Below are 17,114 nucleotides of genomic sequence, written 5' to 3' on the forward strand. Positions count from 1 at the left end.
AGGGAGCCGATGGCGATGTTCTCGTCGACGGCATTGGTGGCGGCGTTGGTGTCGGTCGGGGTAGTGACATCGAACTCGTCAACATCGTTGATGGCGATGGTGAAGGTCTGCTCGTCGAAGGCACTGCCATCGGAGACGCGCACCACCACTTCATAGGTGTTGTCGCCGTTGCTGTCGCTCGGGCTTTCCCGGTTGGGCGCGTTGACAAACGACAGGGCGCCGGTGTTGGGATTGATGGTGAAGAGTCCTGCATCGGCGCCACCGACTATGGTGTAGGTCAGCAGCGCACCGACGTCCGGGTCACTGGCCGTCACTGTGGTGACCACAGTGGTGTTTTCGTCGATGGCCAGAGCCGCCGAGCTGCCCCCCCCGTCGGAGGTGATGGTGGGGCCGTTGTTCTGCACACCGAGGAAGTCGGTGTTGCTCAGGTCCTTGAGACCGTCGAGTTTGATCACCAGATCGGCCTGGCCGTCGCCGTTGGTATCGGCCTTGATGTAGGTGGCATTCTGCCCGGCGTTCTGCTCGTACCAGACACCGTTGATCAGGGAAGTGGTGCCTCCCCACTTGAGGTCGGTGGAACCCAGCAACGGACGCAGGTCGACCTTGTCGTTGTCCGGGTTGGCGTCACGCACACCGGAAAAGTCACGGATAGTATCCATCCCGCCACTATTGGATTCCATCGCGCTCTGGTAGACGAAGAGGTCATTGCCGCTACCGCCGCTCAGCAAATCGGCGCCATTGCCGCCCTGGATGGTATCGTCACCACCTTCACCGTAGACGGTGTCGTTGCCGTTGCCGGCATAGATAGAGTCGTTGCCGCCACTTGCATGACCATCGCCGTTGTCGCCATAGATGGTCTCCGAGCCATTGCCGCCGTAGATGGTGTCGCTGCCGGCGATGGCTCGGCTCTGCTGCCGGTAGTCATCCCAGCCGTCGCCGTAGATGATGTCGTTACCGTTCTCGCTGTTGACGAGCGATGTCCCGATGACGTCGTTGCCGGATCCACCATAGACGAGGTCCTGGCCGTTGCCGCCGGAGAGGATATCGTCCCCGAGCCCGCCGTAGAGGGTATCCTCGCCGTTGCCGCCCAGCAGGGTGTCGCTCCCGCTGCCGCCGTCGAGCATGTCACTGCCATTGCCTCCATCTATGAGGTCGGCTCCTGTGCCGCCAATGAGCGAGTCGTTTTTATTGGTGCCGCTGATGTCAGCCATGGGTCTGCTCCTTCAGAAAGTGGGAAGATGATTCGGTATGGAGACAAGATCGCCGTCCTGGCCATCTGCTCTTGTACCGCGTAACACTTCATCTGGTGCAACTGTCGGGGATCTCTTTCACCAGCAGTTGCAGGTCTTTGATTTTGATGGCCATACCGGTGAGAGGGCCGTCCTGGTCTCGCCGCACTATCTGCCCGCAACACCGGATCTTCATGGCACCGTGCGTCACCCCGGGATCGAGATCGAAGCAGACATTACTCACTTCGTTCTCAGGCGTGGCAGCCTCCTCGAATTGCAGGTAGCAGCCCCCGATGCTGATGTCCCGGGTGAACCCTGTCTGGCCCGAGAGCCGGACAGGTATCACCGTCCTGATGCGATCATGCTGGCGAGCATGGATATGTGTGGGTGTTGTCATGCCGATTAGCCTAGGCCAGAAGGGGAAGATGAAAAATGGAAGAATCAGACCGATTTATGTGGGACAAAGTGACGGTCGACCCAGGACAAAACCAGGATATTTCGACTAATTTGAGAGGGGACCATTGTCAGGCAGGATGCCTGTCACGTTGTCGTAGGCGTTGGGGAGCAGGGTATGGATACCAGAATCAATGTCATCGTGATCAGCGACTTGCCGATAGTCGCATGGGGTTTGCGCGGGGCCATTAATGCACAGCCCAACGAGATGAACGTCATCGCCTGCGTGGCCGATCCCGTCGATGCCGTGCAGTGGATGGTGCCAGGCAAGACGTGTGTCGTCCTGTTTGATCTGGATGGTCGAAATGGCATCGACCAAATACCTTCCCTGCTGTGCGATACCCACGTTCGCGTGCTGGTGATCGCCACAGCGGAGGGCACTGAACTGCAGGAGAGAGCGGTATTGGCCGGGGCCTGCGGCGCCATCAGCAAGCGGGAACCGGTGGAGGTGCTGTACAAGGCCATCCGCAAGGTGCACGGGGGCGAGTACTGGGTCGATCGCGCCGCCACCGAGCGGATCCTGATGGCCATCGCGAGGGAGAAGGGGGCTCACCATGCCGAGCAGGCGAAGATAGCGCGGCTGACCCGCAAGGAGAGACTGACCATCGCGGCCATTACCCTGGGCGTTGATGCCAATACCCTCGAGATCGCGCGGCGCCTCAACATCAGTGAGCACACCCTGCGCAATCACCTGACATCCATTTATGCCAAGTTGGGCATTCGCAATCGAATGGGCCTCTATGCCTATGCACAGAAGCATGCGCTGACAGAGCAAGGCTCCCAGACCTGAAATGCTTGTCGGCCTCCCAAGGCAGCGATGCTCTGCCGCAGGCCACCGGGGCCCGCGTGATGAAGGGGCCGGGCGCCCTTGTCGAGTGGAGAGTCAGCTATGGCCTTGGCAAGAGGAGGAGGACATGGATGGCTGTGGGCAGGGGAAGGGCCATCAGAGTTCGTGGGCGTGGAATCCCTTGCGATAACGGGTTTCGCAGCGCGGGCAGCGTTGCAGGCTGGGATCCTGATCCAACTGCTCGATGGCGAGCGGCTCCTCGCAATCGGAGCAGAGGCCATAGAGACCCAGTTCCATCTGGCAGAGCGCCGCGTCGAGGCGTTTCAGCCGTGCCACGCTCGACTCCACCTTGGGCAAGTCGAGGCGACTGGTCAGGTCCACCAGCTGATCCCGCTCGCAGGATGCCACCTTCTGTGCCCAGTCGTCACGTCGACAGGCCTTGAGCTGAGTAATCAGCGCTTCTCTTGTTTGTGCCCAATCGGTCAGCAGGCGCTCACGCCATTCGGCCAACCGGGCTTGCGTCACTTCACACACAACAGCCCCCAAAGACGAGTGATAAAACTCGGCCAGTATAGGGAAAGCCGCGGTTTATCAAGATGACATGAGTCAAGTTAACCGCGCTTTAACGCGTTTTTCCGGCAGGTGTCGTGGCTTGCCGGTGATCACGTAGAGCACCCCCACCACCAGGCAGACGATACCGAGCAGGGTGCTCATGGTAGGCATGATCCCGCGCAGCATGAAGGCGTAGAGCAGCCCCGCCAGGGTTTCGAACACGATGAGCGGTCCCACCAGCACGGTCGGCAGACGCTGGCTCGCCTCGTTCCAGCACAGGGTGCCGAGCCAGGAGCAAAAGAGCCCTACCGCCCCCATCAGCAGCACGAAGCGCAGGGGCGTCGGCCCGAAGGGCAGGGGAAAGTCCGGTGCGCTCAGGGCGAGATGACCGAGACTGCCGAGGTAGGCAATGAGCGCCACCGGCAGGGTCACCAGTCCCTGAGCCGTGGCCCAGACGACCGGGCTGCGGCTCGGGTGCTCGCGTAGCCAGCGGGCGTTGCGCAGGGGATACCAGGTCCAGCACAGCACGGCGGCCACCGCCAGGGCGAGCCCGAACAGCTGCTCGGTGCGCGCCTCTGCCTGCCAGGTCAACTCGGCGTGGTTGACCAGATAGAGGCCGGCCCCCATCAGCAGCAGGGCCGGGTAGAGGCGGGCGCGGGAGAGGCGGCCGTCCCGTGCGCCATAGAGGCAGTTGGCGGCCAGGGCCGTCACCACTGGCAGGGTGCCGATGATCATGGCCGCCAGCGGCGAGCCGATGCGCAAGATGGCCCCCGACAGGCAAAAGTAGTAGATGAGGTTCCCCACCAGGGTGAGAGCGAGAGCCTCTCGCCAATCGCTGGCCGAGAGGGCCGCCAGGCGTTTGCGGGCCTGCCAGGCGAACGGCAGCACGATGAGGCCGAAGGCGAGGTAGCGGCCGCTGGCGAGCAGGGCGGGGGGATAGCCGTCAACCAGCAGGGGGGCGACGAAGATGAGCCCCCACATCAGGCCGGCCAGCAGGGCAAACAAGACTCCGAGCAACATTTTCTATTTCCGGTGGAGAAGAAGGAGGCCAGCCTAGCAGGCGGGGAAGGGCGGTGTATTGAACCAGATTGCGCTTTAGCGGCCGGCCTGCACCTGTTTCTGGTAGCGCACCGGGGTGGTGCCATAGCGGCGCAGGAAGGCGCGGTTGAGATGTGACTGATCGGCCAGACCACAGGCGGCGGCCACCTCGGCGGCGGGCAGGCCGGCGGCCAGCCACCCCTTGGCGCGCTGCAGGCGTATGGCCATCAGCATCTGCTGGGGGGTGACATGAAAGCGGGTCTTGAAGCTGCGCTGGAAGTGGTAGGGGCTGAGGTTCACCGCCCCGGCCAGCTCGGTCAGGGTGATGGGGCGGGCGAAGTACGCCTGCATATAGTCGATGGCGCGGCCCAGAGGATGGGCTGCTTCGCGCGGGGCCGCCAGGGCCCGGGCGTGGGGGCGCAGAGTTTCGCACACGCTCAGCAGCAGGCCGTCGGCGGCGAGCTCGCTGTCACAGTGCCAGAGGGCGTCCAGGGTCGCTTGCAGGACGGGGGCGGCGTGCGGGTCGCTTCGCACTGCCTCGGCGAAATACCAGCCGCGCTCGCCGCTGATGGCCTCGAGCCGATCGGCGGGCAGGTAGAGCATCCGATAGCGCCACCCCTGCTCGCAGGCAGCCTCGCCCGTGTGCAGCTCATCGGGGTTCATCAGCACCAGGCTGCCGGGGCCCGCCAGGAGCTGGCTGCCACGATAGCGAAAACGCTCGGCGCCATACTCGATGACACCGAGGCCAAACCCCTCGTGGCTATGGGGATCGAAGGTGTGGTGCTGGATGTGGGCGCGGTAGAGCTCGGTCGCAGGCTGGCCAGGCAGGGCGCGAAAATCGGCCCTGTCGTGCTGATGGGTAAATGTGACCGGTACTCCCTGCATCCTGACCTCCTGTCATTGAGCCTTCATCATAAGGTGCCGCGGGGCGGCGGCCAAGACTAGGCCCGTGCGGCGCACTCGCGCTCGAGAGCGATACGGATCTCGTCCGCGGTCTTGATGGTGCGGATGCGGCGAAACAGCTCATCGGCCTGGGGGTATTCCCGCACTATGTAGGAGAACCACTGCTTGATGCGGCTGGGGTAGTAGTCGGCCTTGTCGCTCGCCAGATCCTGCTCGGTATAGGTCACCATCAGCTGCAGCACCTCGGCCCAGCTCATGTGGGCACAGCCGGTTTTCATCACGTTGGCCAGGTTGGGCAGAGAGATGGCACCGCGGCCCACCATGAGAGCGTCGCAGCCGGAGACGCCGGCGCAGGCGAGGGCATCTTTATGATCCCAGATCTCGCCATTGGCGGTCACCGGAATGGGCAGGGCGCGGCGGATGAGATCCACGTATTCCCAGTGCGCCGGCGCCTTGTAGCCTTCGCGCTTGGTGCGGGCATGGACGGCCAGCTCGTTGGCGCCCCCTTGATAGACCGCCTGGGCGTTGTCCATATAGAGCTCCTTGTCATCGTAACCCAGGCGGATCTTGGCGCTCACCGGCAAGTGGGCAGGGACGGCTTCGCGCACCGCCTTGACGATGCGGTAGACGGTCTCTGGCTCCTTGAGCAGCACTGCGCCCCCCTTGCTCTTGTTGACCGTGGGGGCGGGGCAGCCGAAGTTGAGATCGACCCCGGGAGAGCCGAGCTCGATGGCTCGCACTGCGTTTTCGGCGAGCCATTCGGGGTGCTGGCCCAGCAGTTGCACCCGCACCGGGGTGCCGGCACGGGTCTTGCCATCCTGCTTGAGTTCGGGGCAGAGGCGATAGAACACCTTGGCGGGCAGCAGCTGATCGACGACCCGAATGAATTCGCTGACACAGAGGTCGTAATCGTTGACGGAGGTGAGTACCTCCCGCATCAGGTGATCCAGCACCCCCTGCATGGGGGCCAAAATAACGCGCATAGCTGCTTCCGAAGACAAGGGGAGAAAAAAGAGCGCAGATTGTAGTGGCAATGGGCGGCGTTGTCAGCCGTCTGCCCACTCGATGAGCCTAATCGACTGCTGCTGCATGGGCCGGGCTGTCAGCTTCCGGGCCAACTCTGTTAGGCTAAAGGCAGAGATGCATTCAGAGGAGTACCCATGAAACGCTGGTGTCTGATGGCCCTGGGCTGGCTCGCCTTCGCCACCGGGATAGTCGGGATAGTGTTGCCCCTGTTGCCGACTACCCCCTTCATGTTGCTGGCGGCGGCCCTGTTTGCTCGCTCGTCCCCCCGTTTTCACCGCTGGCTGCTGACACACCCCTGGTTCGGGCCCCCCATCCATGACTGGCAGCTATATCGCGGCATTCGGCGCCATGCCAGACGCCGTGCCATCGTCTTCATCCTGCTCTCCTTCTCGGTGTCGCTGATGGTGGTGCCGTTGCCCTGGGTGAGGCTGCTGCTGGTTGTCATAATGGTGATCCTGCTCACCTGGTTAATGCGTCTGCCGGTGCTGGAGCCAGTTGCAATGGAGAAGTGAAATCCCTAAGCTATCGCGGCAATAATGCTATGGAGTCGGCCTGTCATTTTTTGCATGACGGGCCTTTTTATTGCCCGCTGGCGGGCAGCGCAAGAGACGCCACGCCTGGGCTCAAAAATAAGCGGTCAAATAATGAATCCGGATACCCTGAAGTTTATCGAAGCGAGCATCAAGACCATTCCCGACTATCCGAAGCCGGGCATACTGTTTCGCGACATCACCAGCCTGATCGAGAATGCCGAGGCCTTCAAGGCCACTATAGATCTGCTGGCCGAGCATTATCGTGATCAAGGGATCACCAAGATCGTCGGCACCGAGGCCCGCGGTTTCATCTTCGGCGCCCCGGTGGCCTACGCCATGGGGCTGGGCTTCGTGCCGGTGCGCAAGCCGGGCAAACTGCCCCGCGCCATCATCGAAGAGTCCTATGCCCTCGAGTACGGCACCGATACCCTGCAACTGCACACCGACGCCATCGTGCCCGGTGACAAGGTGCTGGTGGTGGACGATCTGCTGGCCACCGGCGGTACCGTCGATGCGACCGTGAAGCTCATTCGCCGCGCCGGCGGTGAAGTCGCCGATGCGGCCTTCATCATCTCCCTGCCGTCGCTGGGCGGTGATGCCCGCCTGACCGCCTCAGGCGTCAAGGTGGTCTCTCTGGTCGAGCTCGCAGGCGAGTAATCCCCCCTGGCAGGCGGGCCTCGTCAACCCGCCAATGCCCCGAACCGGTGCCTGAATGGGCACCGGTTTGAAAATCAAGCGATCCCTCCCACGGCGGCCGATAGCCCATACAGCCCGCCCTCCATTTGTGTTAGCATCCTGCCTCAATGCCTCGTTTTCCAGCATCGAGATCTATGAGCTATCAGGTTCTGGCGCGTAAATGGCGCCCCCATACATTTGAACAAGTGGTTGGCCAGCAGCATGTGCTGACCGCCTTGACCAATGCCCTTGATCAGGGACGGCTGCATCATGCCTACCTGCTGAGTGGCACCCGCGGGGTCGGCAAGACCACGATCGCCCGCATCCTGGCCAAGAGCCTCAACTGCGAGCAGGGGATCAGCAGCCATCCGTGCGGCGTATGCGACACCTGCCGCGAGATCGATCAGGGCAACTTCGTCGATCTGCTGGAGATCGATGCGGCGTCCCGCACCAAGGTGGAAGACACCCGGGAACTGCTCGACAACGTGCAGTACCGCCCGGCCCGTGGCCGCTTCAAGGTCTACCTCATCGATGAGGTGCACATGCTGTCGCGTCACAGCTTCAATGCGCTGCTCAAGACCCTCGAAGAGCCGCCCCCCTATGTGAAGTTCCTGCTGGCCACCACGGATCCGCAGAAGCTCCCCATCACCATCTTGTCCCGCTGCCTGCAGTTCCACTTGAAGAGCCTGGATCAGACCCAGATCGCCAGGCAGCTCGAATGGGTGTTGGATCAGGAAGGTCAGCCGTTCGAGCCCCGCGCCCTGCTGGCCCTGGCCAAGGCCGCCGATGGCAGCATGCGCGACGCCCTGAGCCTGACGGATCAGGCGCTGGCCCATGGCAATGGCAGCGTGCGTCTGGAAAGCGTGCTGACTATGCTGGGGACGCTGGATCATCACCACCTGCACCAGTTGCTGGAGGCTGTCCTGCGCCAGGACGCTCCGGCCACCATGGCCAAGATCACCGAAATCGCCACCCTGGGGCCGGACTTCGATCAGCTCCACGCCGAACTGGAAGCCTTGCTCCATCGCGTCGCCATGGCCCAGTTGCTTCCTGCCAGCGTGCAGGAGCAGGGGGCGGATGCCGATGCCTTGCTGCAGCTGGCAGGGGCCATGAGCCCGGAAGAGGTGCAGCTCTGCTACCAGATAGTGCTGGGGGGGCGCAAGGACTTGCCCTGGGCGCCCGATGGCCGCACCGCGCTGGAGATGACCTGCCTGAGGATGCTGGCGTTCTCGCCGCGCCGCGAGGCGGTGCATCCCGCCAATCTGAGCGCCTTGCCCGTATCCATGGGCGGACTGCCCGGGGCGGGGAGGGAGGCAGTCTCGGCCCTGCCGGGAAAGCCGTCAGGGGCTGAGCCAGCCCCGCATCAGGCCGCGACGACGGCCGGCACGGCCGCGCCCGTAGCCCAGACGCCGACAGCGCCGCTCTTGGCTGTGCAGGAAGATGAGCCGGCTGCCGGCGACGATGAGGCCAGCGCAGCCCTCTTTGCCGAGCAGCAAGAGCTGCTGCAAGCCGCGCAGCAGATGGGGTTCGAGGCGCAGCCGATGCAGCCAGAGCACCAGACCGGTGGCGCCCCCCAGGTACAGGAAACGCAGCCCGTAGAACCCGAGCCGCCTGTCTCCTCCCATGAGGAGGCCCTGCCGACGGCGGCCCCTGCCATAGCCCCTGAACCCGAGGCTGCCCCCTCGGCGGCCTCCAGCATGCAGAGCCTGCTGGGCAAGCGCAATCTGCTGCGCAGCCGGCTGCGTGGTGAGCCAGGAGCCACCGCCGTTGCATCCGCACCTCCTCGCGTTGCGCCCACCCGGCCGGTGGCGGCCCCTGAGGCCAGCCCGATCACGCAGCCGGTTGTTGCACCCGCATCCCCTGCTTGGCAACCTGCCGCTGTGGCGCCGACCCAGAGTTCAGCAGTAGCGGGTTATGAGGATCTGCCGCCGCTCGATGCCTATGACGACAGTGGCAGCGATTACGAGGAGTACCTGAGTCAGGGCTTCGGCGACGGGCCGGTCAGTGCCCCTGCGGCGCAAGCGGCGGCGCCAAGGCCGAGAGTTGCGCAAAAGGCCAGTCCCGTCTCGGATGACTTGCCCCCCTGGGATCTGGACGGTACACCCGCGAGGTCTGCCGCTGTTCCCGTTGCCGTGGCGCCGGCAGCGCCAGTTGCGACGCCCCTTGCAGTGCCCGACAACGCGCAGCCAACGACGGCCCAGGTGATGGAGACCATCGACTGGGATGAGCTGGAGAGCGACGCCCAGCCGATGGAGGGGGAGGAGGTCAGTCGCCTGATCCCCTCTTCCCTGCTGGTCAATTGCGGTGACGCTTGGGCCGAGCTCATCGCCCGCACCGGGGTCGGTGGCCGGCTGCGCCAGCTTGCCATCAACTCGGTGATGACCCGACAAGGGGAGTTGGTGTCCCTGGTGCTCAAGCCGGAGCAGCGCCATCTGGTCAGCGACAGAGCCCTGGCCGATCTGGCGGGGATCATCGGCCCCGAGCTCGGAGAGTCGGTGCGTGTCGAGGTGACCCTGGGCACGGATCCGGTGCGGGAGACGCCGCTCGAGATCGAGCATCGCCTCTACCTGGGGGTGCGTGAGCAGGTGAGCCGGGATCTGGCGGACGATCCCAATGTGCAGTTCTTGCAACAGCGATTCGGCGCCGTGCTCCATCCCGAGAGCATCGAACCTCTGAGTCGCTGAGCGCTATGAGTTAAATCCCATGCCGGGACCCGAGTCCCGGTTGAAAAATCTTTTGGCTGCCCCCATATCCGGGGCAGAACAACCCCACAGCCCGGCGCTGGATGCCGGATTTCAAGACGAGAGACGACCTATGTTTGGTAAAGGTGGAATGGGTAACCTGATGAAACAGGCCCAACAGATGCAAGAGCGCATGCAGAAGATGCAAGAGCAGCTGGCTCAGATGGAAGTCGTCGGCGAAGCCGGCGCCGGCATGGTCAAGGTCACCATGGCCGGCAGCCACAGTGTGCGCCGTATCGAGATAGACCCGAGTCTGATGGAAGATGACAAGGAGATGCTGGAAGATCTGGTCGCCGCCGCCGTCAACGACGCCGTGCGCCGGGTGGAAGAGCAGAACAAGAGCAAGATGGGCGAGCTGACCGGTGGCATGCAACTGCCCCCTGGCTTCAAGATGCCGTTCTAAGGGTTAAAGCTTTTCAAATCAAGAAGCCATGACCCATGGCGATGGCGCAGCCGATACGGTTTTCTCCGTGTCAGCTGCGCTTTGTTTTTTCTGGCCTGCCTGCCCGGCATTTGCTTGGCATGGTGACGCAGTCACCGACTCAGCCTCTGGCCAAGGCATGCAGCCTTCCCAAGCGCCCTTCTTCGCATCTTTTCTTGTCTTGCCCTGACCCGTGCGATGCCGCCCCGCTATCCGGCATCCTGCATGATCACACTTGCTGGCGTGGAGGATCCCCTGACTCGCCTGTCGAGGGGAGTAACCTGGAAACTCGCCTCGGGTGTATCAGAGGAGGTTGCCAACATAAGCCGCCGGTAAGCTCACGGGCGCCTTGATCCGACACAGGCACGAGCACCGGGAGCGGCGTCCCACTTCTGCGGGCCAGATCTGTCTCACGCATGGCATTGGCCGGGGAGGCATGGGGATTGAGGGGGCTGGGGGAAATGGCGGGAGACAAAAGGCCCCGGTTTCCCGGGGCAGGCATGTGCTACTTGCTGCTCTGGATGGTGGTGTAGCTGTTGATCAGATTGCGATAGTCGGGGATGTGGTTGGCGAACAAGGTGCCCAGGCCTTCCACATCGTTGCGCCAGTCGCGGTGCAGTTCACAGGCGGCACCAAACCAGGTCATCAGCTGTGCCCCGGCGGCGGACATCCGATCCCAGGCCGAGTGACGGGTGATTTCATTGAAGGTTCCCGAGGCATCGGTGATGACAAACACCTGGTAGCCTTCCTCGAGTGCGGACAGGGTCGGGAAGGCCACACACACCTCGGTGACGATGCCGGCGATGATCAGCTGCTTTTTGCCGGTGGCCTTGACCGCCTTGACGAACTCCTCGTTATCCCAGGCATTGATCTGCCCTGGGCGGGCAATGTAGGGGGCATCCGGGAAGGTCTCCTTGAGCTCTGTCATCAGTGGGCCGTTGGGCCCGTTTTCGAAACTGGTGGTCAGTATGGTCGGCAGCTCGAAGTACTTGGCCAGTGCGGCCAGCGCCAGGACGTTGTTGCGAAACTTGTCCGGCTCGATGTCACGCACCAGGGAAGAGAGGCCGGCCTGATGATCCACCAGCAGCACGGCAGCATTGTGTTTGTCGAGTTTGACGTAGGGCTTGTTCATGACTTTTCTCCAGGTTTGTTGGCAAAGAGATTAACGCTGGGGGCCAGCATTTCGTTGTTTTGCAGCGCCATGCGCCGCGGTCGATCAATGGCTGTTGGTCGATGATTGTCAGCGTATAAGCGTGGTGCCTGCTTGCTGAGGATGCTTTCCCGATGTTGGTTGTTCAGCGTCCGATCTGGCCAAAGCGGCCACTGTTGTAATCATTGATGGCCTGCACGATCTCTTCCTGGGTGTTCATCACGAAGGGGCCGTGACCGACGATGGGTTCATCGAGGGGGGCGCCATTGAGCAGCAGCAACGTCGTCTCCTCCTCGACATCCATCACCAGTTTGCTGCCGCGGCGATCCATGACTGCCAGCTCGGCGGCGCGGACCGCGTGGCGGTTGCCGAGGCGAATGGTGCCTTTGAGCACAAACAGGGCGGTGGTGTGTCCCTCTGGTAACTCGAGCGTCACCTGGTGATGGGCCCTCAGACGCATGTCCCAGACGTTCATCGGGGTGAAGGTACGGGCAGGGCCGGAGGTGTCGTCCACGCGACCGGCGATGATGCGCGCTTCACCTGCGCCATCTGGCAGTGCCACCCGAGGGATCTCTCCTGCGGTGATGCCCTGGTAGCCAGGGGCCGTCATCTTGTCTTTGGCGGGCAAGTTCACCCACAGCTGCACCATCTCGAAGGGGCCGCCTGCCTTGGCGAATGCCGGGCTGTGGTACTCCTCGTGGATCAGGCCAGATGCGGCCGTCATCCACTGTACGTCACCCGGACCTATGGTGCCGCCGCCCCCCGAGGAGTCTCTGTGGGAGACCCCCCCCTCGTAGACGATGGTCACGGTTTCAAACCCGCGGTGAGGGTGCTGGCCGACGCCGAGTTGATGGGAGGTGGCCGGGAAATTGGCCGGGCCCGCGTAGTCCATCAGCAAGAAGGGGGACATCTCCTCGGCGATGTCGTTATAGGAGAAGATGCTCCTGACCGGAAAGCCGTCACCCACCCAGTGTTGTCCGTTGCTGCGCTTGATAAATGCCAGTTCTTTCATCTCGGTGTCTCCGTTGAATCAATGGACACAGTGTAGAAAGTCGCCATTTACCGGACTAGATGGTTAAATAAGAAAACACTTTCTATTGAGTTGGAAGATGGACTTCAATCAGGTCGTTGTATTCGTCAAGGTCGTGCAAGCCGGCAGCTTCAGCGCTGCGGCGCGTCTGCTGGGGTTGCCGACCTCCACCGTCAGCCATCGGGTGGCCATGCTGGAGAAGCGTCTGGGCGTCACCCTCTTGCAGCGGACCACCCGCCGGTTGCATCTGACCGATGCCGGACAGATCTATTTTGACCACGCCTCGGCCGGCTTGGTGCATGTGCTTGACGCCGAGGCGGCGGTGACCGAGGCGCGGGAAGAGCCCTGTGGTCTGCTGCGTATCACGGCGCCCGTTGATATCGGCAACCAGATCCTGTCTTCGATCCTGGGGGAGATGCGTAGCCAGTGGCCAAAGGTCGATGTGGAGTTGGTGTTGATGAACCGCTACGTGGATTTGGTCGCAGAAGGCGTCGATGTCGCCATCCGTACCGGTCCTCTCAAGGACTCGACGCTGATAGCCAAGCAGGTGGGCGTTGCACGCTGGGCCCTGTTTGCGAGTCCGGATTACCTCGCCAGTGCGACGGCGATCGATGCACCGCAGGCGCTACGACAGCATGCCTGCCTGCAGTTCACCCCATTGGGCAAGGAGGCTTGGGTACTCCACGACGGAGCCGCCAACAGCGTGACCGTCTCTCTGGCCCGGCAGACGCTGATCAACGACGTCGGCCTGATCATGACCATGGTCTCGGCCGGAGGGGGGGTGGCATTGTTGCCGTCATACCTGTGTCGTCAGGCCTGCGATGAGGGAAGATTGGTGCCTGTACTCCCCGAGTGGCATGGCAAGGCGGATCCCATCCATATCGTCTACCCCAGGCAGCGCTTCATGCCTCCCAGGCTGCGCGCCTTCGTGGATCTCGCCACGCTGGCGCTGAGGCAATGGCTCGAATGACAGCTCGCCGATGTGGTGGCTGTCAGCCCGCACAAAGAAACAAAGCGCCATCAGGCGCTTTGTTTCTTTGATATCACCTTAGGCTAGTTGAGCCAGCCCATCGTCAGGGCCAGCCGTCCGCACAGGGCGGCCAGCAGGATACCGAGCAGGGTGCGCAGCAGCCAGATCACCACCAGTTGCCCCAGGTTGATCGGGATCTTGGTAGCCAGGATGCAGGGGATGGAGGCGGAGAAGAAGAGCACCGAGCTCACCGAGACCACAGCGGTCACATAGCGCACCAGCAGATCCGCATCCTTGAGCAGAATGGCGGGCAGGAACATCTCCGCCAAGCCGGCCGAGAGCGCTCTTGCAGTTTCCAGCGGTTCCCCCAGATCCAGCAGCCAGGTGAGGGGCCACAGCAGCCAGCCCAGCAGATCAAAGAGCGGCGTGTGCTGGGCCAGCAGCAGCCCCAGCAGGCCGACGGACAAGATGGTGGGCACTACGGCGGCAGCCATATAGAGGCCATCTTTGAGGTTGTCCTGCAACTGACGCAGCACGGGATCTGCCTGGCTGGACTGGGTGAGCCCGGAGGCGAGCGCCGCTTGCCAGCGGCTCATGCCTGCCGGCAGCGGCTCGTCGGTCTCGCCCTGGTGCGCCATGGTGCTGATGGGGGGAACCCGGGCCAGGATGGCGGTGATGACGAAGGTGATCACCAGAGTGGACCAGAAGTAGAAGTTCCAGTGCCCCATCAGGTTGAGGGTCTTGGCCACGATGATCATGAAGGCGGCGGAGACGGTGGAGAAGCCGGTGGCGATGATGACGGCTTCCCGTACCGTGTACTTGCCCGCGAGGAAGACCCGGTTGGTGATGAGCAGCCCTACCGAGTAGCTGCCGACGAAAGAGGCGACTGCATCGATGGCGGAGTGACCAGGGGTGCGCCAGAGGGGGCGCATCACCGGCTGCATCAGTACGCCGATAAGCTCCAGCAGGCCGAAGCCGAGCAGGAAGGTAAGGGCCATGGCGCCGATGGGCACGATGAGCCCCACCGACATGGCCAGCTTGTCAAAGAGGAAAGGCAGGCGATCCGGCGTCATCAGCCAGGCGGGGCCCCAGCCTGCCACATACATGATGGCCAGCCCCAGCCCGAGCAGCTTGAACAGGCTCAGCACCCTGTCGATGGGGCGGGCGCGCCAGCGGCCATCCAGCAACGGGCTGATGGCGCCATAGGCGATCAGCAGCAGGATGAGCCCCAGGGCGAGCGGGCGCTGCGCCATCAGGAAGCCCGCCAGGTGATCCACCAGTATGGTGCTGCGGCCCGCGAGCTCGAAGGGCACGAAAAAGATGGCGATGCCGAGCAGGCTGGTCAGCAGCAGTTTGATGCCAGCCCCCGAACGGGCAGGGGCGGTGAGTGCGTGTTCAGGTTCCATTTCCTCTCCTTGTGATCCACATGATTCAATTCCGTTGATGACAGGCATTTGTATATACAATATCTGCCGAAATCGAAAATGGAAACAATAAAGACACTAAAATGCAACATTTGTGAGGGGTGAATTCGTATGAAACCTTCGGTAGGAACATACCGCGGGGAGCGGGTCGGGTAGCAGTCAGGTCGTGCCGACCTTGCCTGTCAAGGCGCGAGCCAGGGCAAGGCCGGCAGATACGCAGGAGGGATGCGGTTAAAGATGTTCCATATCGACCAAAAAAACAGGGAACCTGAGCCTGGATTTAAACATCTCTACAATCTTCCTCAAGGTGAATTTTTTATAACTATTTATGAGTTGGTCATAAAGCCTTTGTTCATTTGACTACTTTTCGAGTATCTCATTGCGGAGTAAGATGCCACTTCAATAAAAATAAGAATTAGGAGTTCGGGTGTGAAGGCATTAGAGAAAGAAAGGATATCGCCCTATATCAGCCAGTTATACGAGTGCGGTATTAATGATTCTGACATTAAGTTGGTGGTAGACCAATTTCGCACCGACTTGTCCGGCAGTTCATCCCTGTTTTTATTGCGGGATGATGACAAGAGCGATGGAATAAAGCTCTTCTCCAGCGGGTTGACTGAGGCCCAGCAGCAATTCTATGTGCAACACCATCGCCAGGATGTGTGGTTCAATCATTATCTGGACAAGGGCTGCCAGGGGATCGTCAGCGCCAATACCATTTCCAGCTCGGTGGGGCTGCTGGCCAGTTTTGGTGCCCAGTTTGCGGCGGGCGGCGTCTGCCGCGTGAAGGGGCGGGGTCTTAGCACACTGTGCAGTTACCGCGGCGCCGCCCAGGATGACTTCAGCAGCCGGGATCTCACCTCGCTGACAGAGATCTATTCTGGTCTGGCCGCCTGGAGCCAGCATTATTGGAACCTGCTGGCCCTGGAAACCCAGAACTATCAGCTGCAGCAACTGGTGAAAAACCATAATAAACCCAGCGCCATCATAGATGACAAGGGGCATATTCATTATTCCAATGTGGCGTTCAACCGCATCGCCGATGAAAACGTCGAATTGCGGGCCGTCAATGGTATTTTCTCTTTGCAAAATAAGGAGCAGCAACGCCAGCTCAAGGAGACTTTGAATGGCTTTGCCTATTTGTTGCCAGGTGCCAGCGCCTATATGTCCATTCCCCGTCAGGCCAATCTCAGGCCGCTGCTGATCCAGTGCACTCTGATGAGCGGCCTCAGTCGCTTCGAGCGTTACGTGGAAGTGGTATTGCGCGATCCCGAGCACTCCTTCAACCCCGACATAGAGGCGCTGGCCAGCCTTTATCCCCTCACCATCGGCGAGAAGGAACTGCTGGTGCTGATGAGCAAGGGCTACAGCAGCAACGACATCGCCGAGCTGCGCGGGGTCAAGGTGGAAACCGTGCGTTCCACCCTCAAGGGGGTGTTCAAGAAGACCGACTGCCACAGCCAGAACGAGCTGCTGCTGTTGCTGCAGTCCATCTCCTGATAGGCACGAGCTATGCTTGGTGTGAGCTGGACATAGTGCCCGGCTCGCGCCTCCTGTCGGGAGGCCTGTTGGGGGAAGCGTCATGGAATCACTCAAGGCAAAGGATTATATGCAGACCAAACCCATCACGTTCAGCGCGGACATGATGGTGCAAAATGCGGTCACCAAGTTTCTCAACAGTCATCAGCTTGGCGGCCCCGTCGTGGACAGCCAGGGCCACCTGATTGGCTGGGTGTCCGAGCAGGACTGCATTGCCGTCATGTTGAAAGAGGCCTATCACTGTGAACAGGTGGCCCAGGTCAAGGATGTAATGCGCAAGGAGGTGCTGGCCGTGGGGCCGGACACCAGCATCCTGGATCTGGCGGAGATGATGATGGGCCAAAAGCCGAAGATCTATCCGGTGGTGGAGGAGGGTCGCCTGCTCGGGGTGATCAGCCGGCACAATGTGATGCAGGCCATCCATGCCCAGCTTGGTACCTGCTTCGTGCACCAGGCCAGGGTCTGATCCGGTTTCGCCGGATCATCGAGAGCAGGCCGGGTGCCTGCTCTTTTTATTGTCCGCCGCGTCATTGAACCTGGCAGGTGCCGCTTTAAGGCTTGCACCGCCCCCGCTCGCTCTTTAGGATCGCTCCCAGCTTATCGATATGGCCCCTCTGGGCACTTATTTTAAGGAATTCCTACC

General features: G+C 61.8%; 17 protein-coding genes. 8 read left to right on the forward strand and 9 right to left on the reverse strand.

The genetic code is table 11. From position 1 onward, the window contains the following. The coding region (locus tag ACB039_RS11920; protein ID WP_371165746.1) for a cadherin domain-containing protein at positions 1 to 1,211 on the reverse strand (1,211 nt) is incomplete at its 3' end. Between the two features lie 88 nt (positions 1,212 to 1,299). Beyond that, positions 1,300 to 1,626, reverse strand: coding sequence for a PilZ domain-containing protein (locus ACB039_RS11925; protein ID WP_268436049.1), 327 nt, complete (start codon positions 1,624 to 1,626; stop codon positions 1,300 to 1,302). Between the two features lie 174 nt (positions 1,627 to 1,800). Between ACB039_RS11925 and ACB039_RS11930 the strand changes: the two genes are divergently transcribed. Further along, positions 1,801 to 2,472, forward strand: a complete 672-nt coding sequence (locus ACB039_RS11930; protein ID WP_371165747.1) for a response regulator transcription factor — start codon at positions 1,801 to 1,803, stop codon at positions 2,470 to 2,472. Positions 2,473 to 2,625: 153 nt separating this feature from the next. Here ACB039_RS11930 and ACB039_RS11935 read toward each other — a convergent pair whose 3' ends face one another. The 4 genes from ACB039_RS11935 to dusC form a co-directional block, all read right to left on the reverse strand. Further along, positions 2,626 to 2,994: an RNA polymerase-binding protein DksA gene (locus ACB039_RS11935; protein ID WP_043131350.1), complete on the reverse strand. Its 369-nt coding sequence runs from the start codon at positions 2,992 to 2,994 to the stop codon at positions 2,626 to 2,628. An 81-nt stretch (positions 2,995 to 3,075) separates the two neighbouring features. Next, positions 3,076 to 4,041, reverse strand: coding sequence for a DMT family transporter (locus ACB039_RS11940; protein WP_268436050.1), 966 nt, complete (start codon positions 4,039 to 4,041; stop codon positions 3,076 to 3,078). Between the two features lie 75 nt (positions 4,042 to 4,116). Beyond that, entirely contained in the window at positions 4,117 to 4,944 is an 828-nt protein-coding gene (locus tag ACB039_RS11945; protein WP_226172825.1) for an AraC family transcriptional regulator, read from the reverse strand. A 56-nt stretch (positions 4,945 to 5,000) separates the two neighbouring features. Beyond that, positions 5,001 to 5,945: a tRNA dihydrouridine(16) synthase DusC gene (dusC, locus tag ACB039_RS11950; protein WP_043131357.1), complete on the reverse strand. Its 945-nt coding sequence runs from the start codon at positions 5,943 to 5,945 to the stop codon at positions 5,001 to 5,003. Between the two features lie 177 nt (positions 5,946 to 6,122). Here dusC and ACB039_RS11955 point away from each other — a divergent pair, with 177 nt between their 5' ends. The 4 genes from ACB039_RS11955 (at position 6,123) to ACB039_RS11970 (ending at position 10,340) form a co-directional block, all read left to right on the forward strand. Continuing rightward, positions 6,123 to 6,500, forward strand: a complete 378-nt coding sequence (locus tag ACB039_RS11955) for a YbaN family protein (protein WP_043131359.1) — start codon at positions 6,123 to 6,125, stop codon at positions 6,498 to 6,500. Positions 6,501 to 6,632: 132 nt separating this feature from the next. Next, a complete protein-coding gene (gene apt / locus ACB039_RS11960; protein WP_043131360.1) occupies positions 6,633 to 7,178 on the forward strand; it encodes an adenine phosphoribosyltransferase in 546 nt (181 codons plus the stop codon). Positions 7,179 to 7,351: 173 nt separating this feature from the next. Continuing rightward, on the forward strand, positions 7,352 to 9,880 hold the full coding sequence (gene dnaX, locus ACB039_RS11965; protein WP_226172827.1) for a DNA polymerase III subunit gamma/tau: 2,529 nt from the start codon (positions 7,352 to 7,354) through the stop codon (positions 9,878 to 9,880). 130 nt (positions 9,881 to 10,010) lie between these two features. Next, positions 10,011 to 10,340 (forward strand): YbaB/EbfC family nucleoid-associated protein, encoded by a 330-nt coding sequence (locus ACB039_RS11970; protein ID WP_011706069.1) that lies wholly within the window; start codon positions 10,011 to 10,013, stop codon positions 10,338 to 10,340. A gap of 523 nt (positions 10,341 to 10,863) precedes the next feature. On the opposite strand, the gene ycaC is transcribed toward ACB039_RS11970, so the two are convergent. Next, positions 10,864 to 11,490 (reverse strand): isochorismate family cysteine hydrolase YcaC, encoded by a 627-nt coding sequence (ycaC, locus tag ACB039_RS11975; RefSeq protein ID WP_043131365.1) that lies wholly within the window; start codon positions 11,488 to 11,490, stop codon positions 10,864 to 10,866. 163 nt (positions 11,491 to 11,653) lie between these two features. Beyond that, positions 11,654 to 12,520: a pirin family protein gene (locus ACB039_RS11980; RefSeq protein ID WP_371165748.1), complete on the reverse strand. Its 867-nt coding sequence runs from the start codon at positions 12,518 to 12,520 to the stop codon at positions 11,654 to 11,656. 97 nt (positions 12,521 to 12,617) lie between these two features. On the opposite strand from ACB039_RS11980, the gene ACB039_RS11985 reads away from it, so the two are divergent. Further along, positions 12,618 to 13,508 (forward strand): LysR family transcriptional regulator, encoded by an 891-nt coding sequence (locus ACB039_RS11985; RefSeq protein WP_371165749.1) that lies wholly within the window; start codon positions 12,618 to 12,620, stop codon positions 13,506 to 13,508. A gap of 83 nt (positions 13,509 to 13,591) precedes the next feature. On the opposite strand, the gene ACB039_RS11990 is transcribed toward ACB039_RS11985, so the two are convergent. Continuing rightward, complete coding sequence (locus ACB039_RS11990; protein ID WP_371165750.1) at positions 13,592 to 14,914, reverse strand: YjiH family protein; 1,323 nt, start codon at positions 14,912 to 14,914, stop codon at positions 13,592 to 13,594. 447 nt (positions 14,915 to 15,361) lie between these two features. On the opposite strand from ACB039_RS11990, the gene ACB039_RS11995 reads away from it, so the two are divergent. Together ACB039_RS11995 and ACB039_RS12000 are read left to right on the forward strand one after the other, a co-directional pair. Next, entirely contained in the window at positions 15,362 to 16,432 is a 1,071-nt protein-coding gene (locus ACB039_RS11995) for a helix-turn-helix transcriptional regulator (RefSeq protein ID WP_171268967.1), read from the forward strand. An 82-nt stretch (positions 16,433 to 16,514) separates the two neighbouring features. Then, positions 16,515 to 16,937, forward strand: a complete 423-nt coding sequence (locus tag ACB039_RS12000; RefSeq protein WP_005325086.1) for a CBS domain-containing protein — start codon at positions 16,515 to 16,517, stop codon at positions 16,935 to 16,937. Positions 16,938 to 17,114 lie beyond the last annotated feature (177 nt).

This window comes from Aeromonas sp. S2(2024) (assembly GCF_041402505.1).
Lineage (GTDB): Bacteria > Pseudomonadota > Gammaproteobacteria > Enterobacterales > Aeromonadaceae > Aeromonas > Aeromonas media.

What these genes read in the sequence shown, in the direction of transcription:
- ACB039_RS11985 (WP_371165749.1), top strand. Translation starts at nt 12,618, where the DNA reads ATGGACTTCAATCAGGTCGTTGTATTCGTCAAGGTCGTGCAAGCCGGC.
- ACB039_RS11945 (WP_226172825.1), bottom strand. Translation starts at nt 4,944, where the DNA reads ATGCAGGGAGTACCGGTCACATTTACCCATCAGCACGACAGGGCCGAT.
- ACB039_RS11990 (WP_371165750.1), bottom strand. Translation starts at nt 14,914, where the DNA reads ATGGAACCTGAACACGCACTCACCGCCCCTGCCCGTTCGGGGGCTGGC.
- ACB039_RS11925 (WP_268436049.1), bottom strand. Translation starts at nt 1,626, where the DNA reads ATGACAACACCCACACATATCCATGCTCGCCAGCATGATCGCATCAGG.
- ycaC (WP_043131365.1), bottom strand. Translation starts at nt 11,490, where the DNA reads ATGAACAAGCCCTACGTCAAACTCGACAAACACAATGCTGCCGTGCTG.
- ACB039_RS11955 (WP_043131359.1), top strand. Translation starts at nt 6,123, where the DNA reads ATGAAACGCTGGTGTCTGATGGCCCTGGGCTGGCTCGCCTTCGCCACC.
- ACB039_RS11980 (WP_371165748.1), bottom strand. Translation starts at nt 12,520, where the DNA reads ATGAAAGAACTGGCATTTATCAAGCGCAGCAACGGACAACACTGGGTG.
- dusC (WP_043131357.1), bottom strand. Translation starts at nt 5,945, where the DNA reads ATGCGCGTTATTTTGGCCCCCATGCAGGGGGTGCTGGATCACCTGATG.
- ACB039_RS12000 (WP_005325086.1), top strand. Translation starts at nt 16,515, where the DNA reads ATGGAATCACTCAAGGCAAAGGATTATATGCAGACCAAACCCATCACG.
- dnaX (WP_226172827.1), top strand. Translation starts at nt 7,352, where the DNA reads ATGAGCTATCAGGTTCTGGCGCGTAAATGGCGCCCCCATACATTTGAA.
- ACB039_RS11930 (WP_371165747.1), top strand. Translation starts at nt 1,801, where the DNA reads ATGGATACCAGAATCAATGTCATCGTGATCAGCGACTTGCCGATAGTC.
- ACB039_RS11970 (WP_011706069.1), top strand. Translation starts at nt 10,011, where the DNA reads ATGTTTGGTAAAGGTGGAATGGGTAACCTGATGAAACAGGCCCAACAG.
- apt (WP_043131360.1), top strand. Translation starts at nt 6,633, where the DNA reads ATGAATCCGGATACCCTGAAGTTTATCGAAGCGAGCATCAAGACCATT.
- ACB039_RS11940 (WP_268436050.1), bottom strand. Translation starts at nt 4,041, where the DNA reads ATGTTGCTCGGAGTCTTGTTTGCCCTGCTGGCCGGCCTGATGTGGGGG.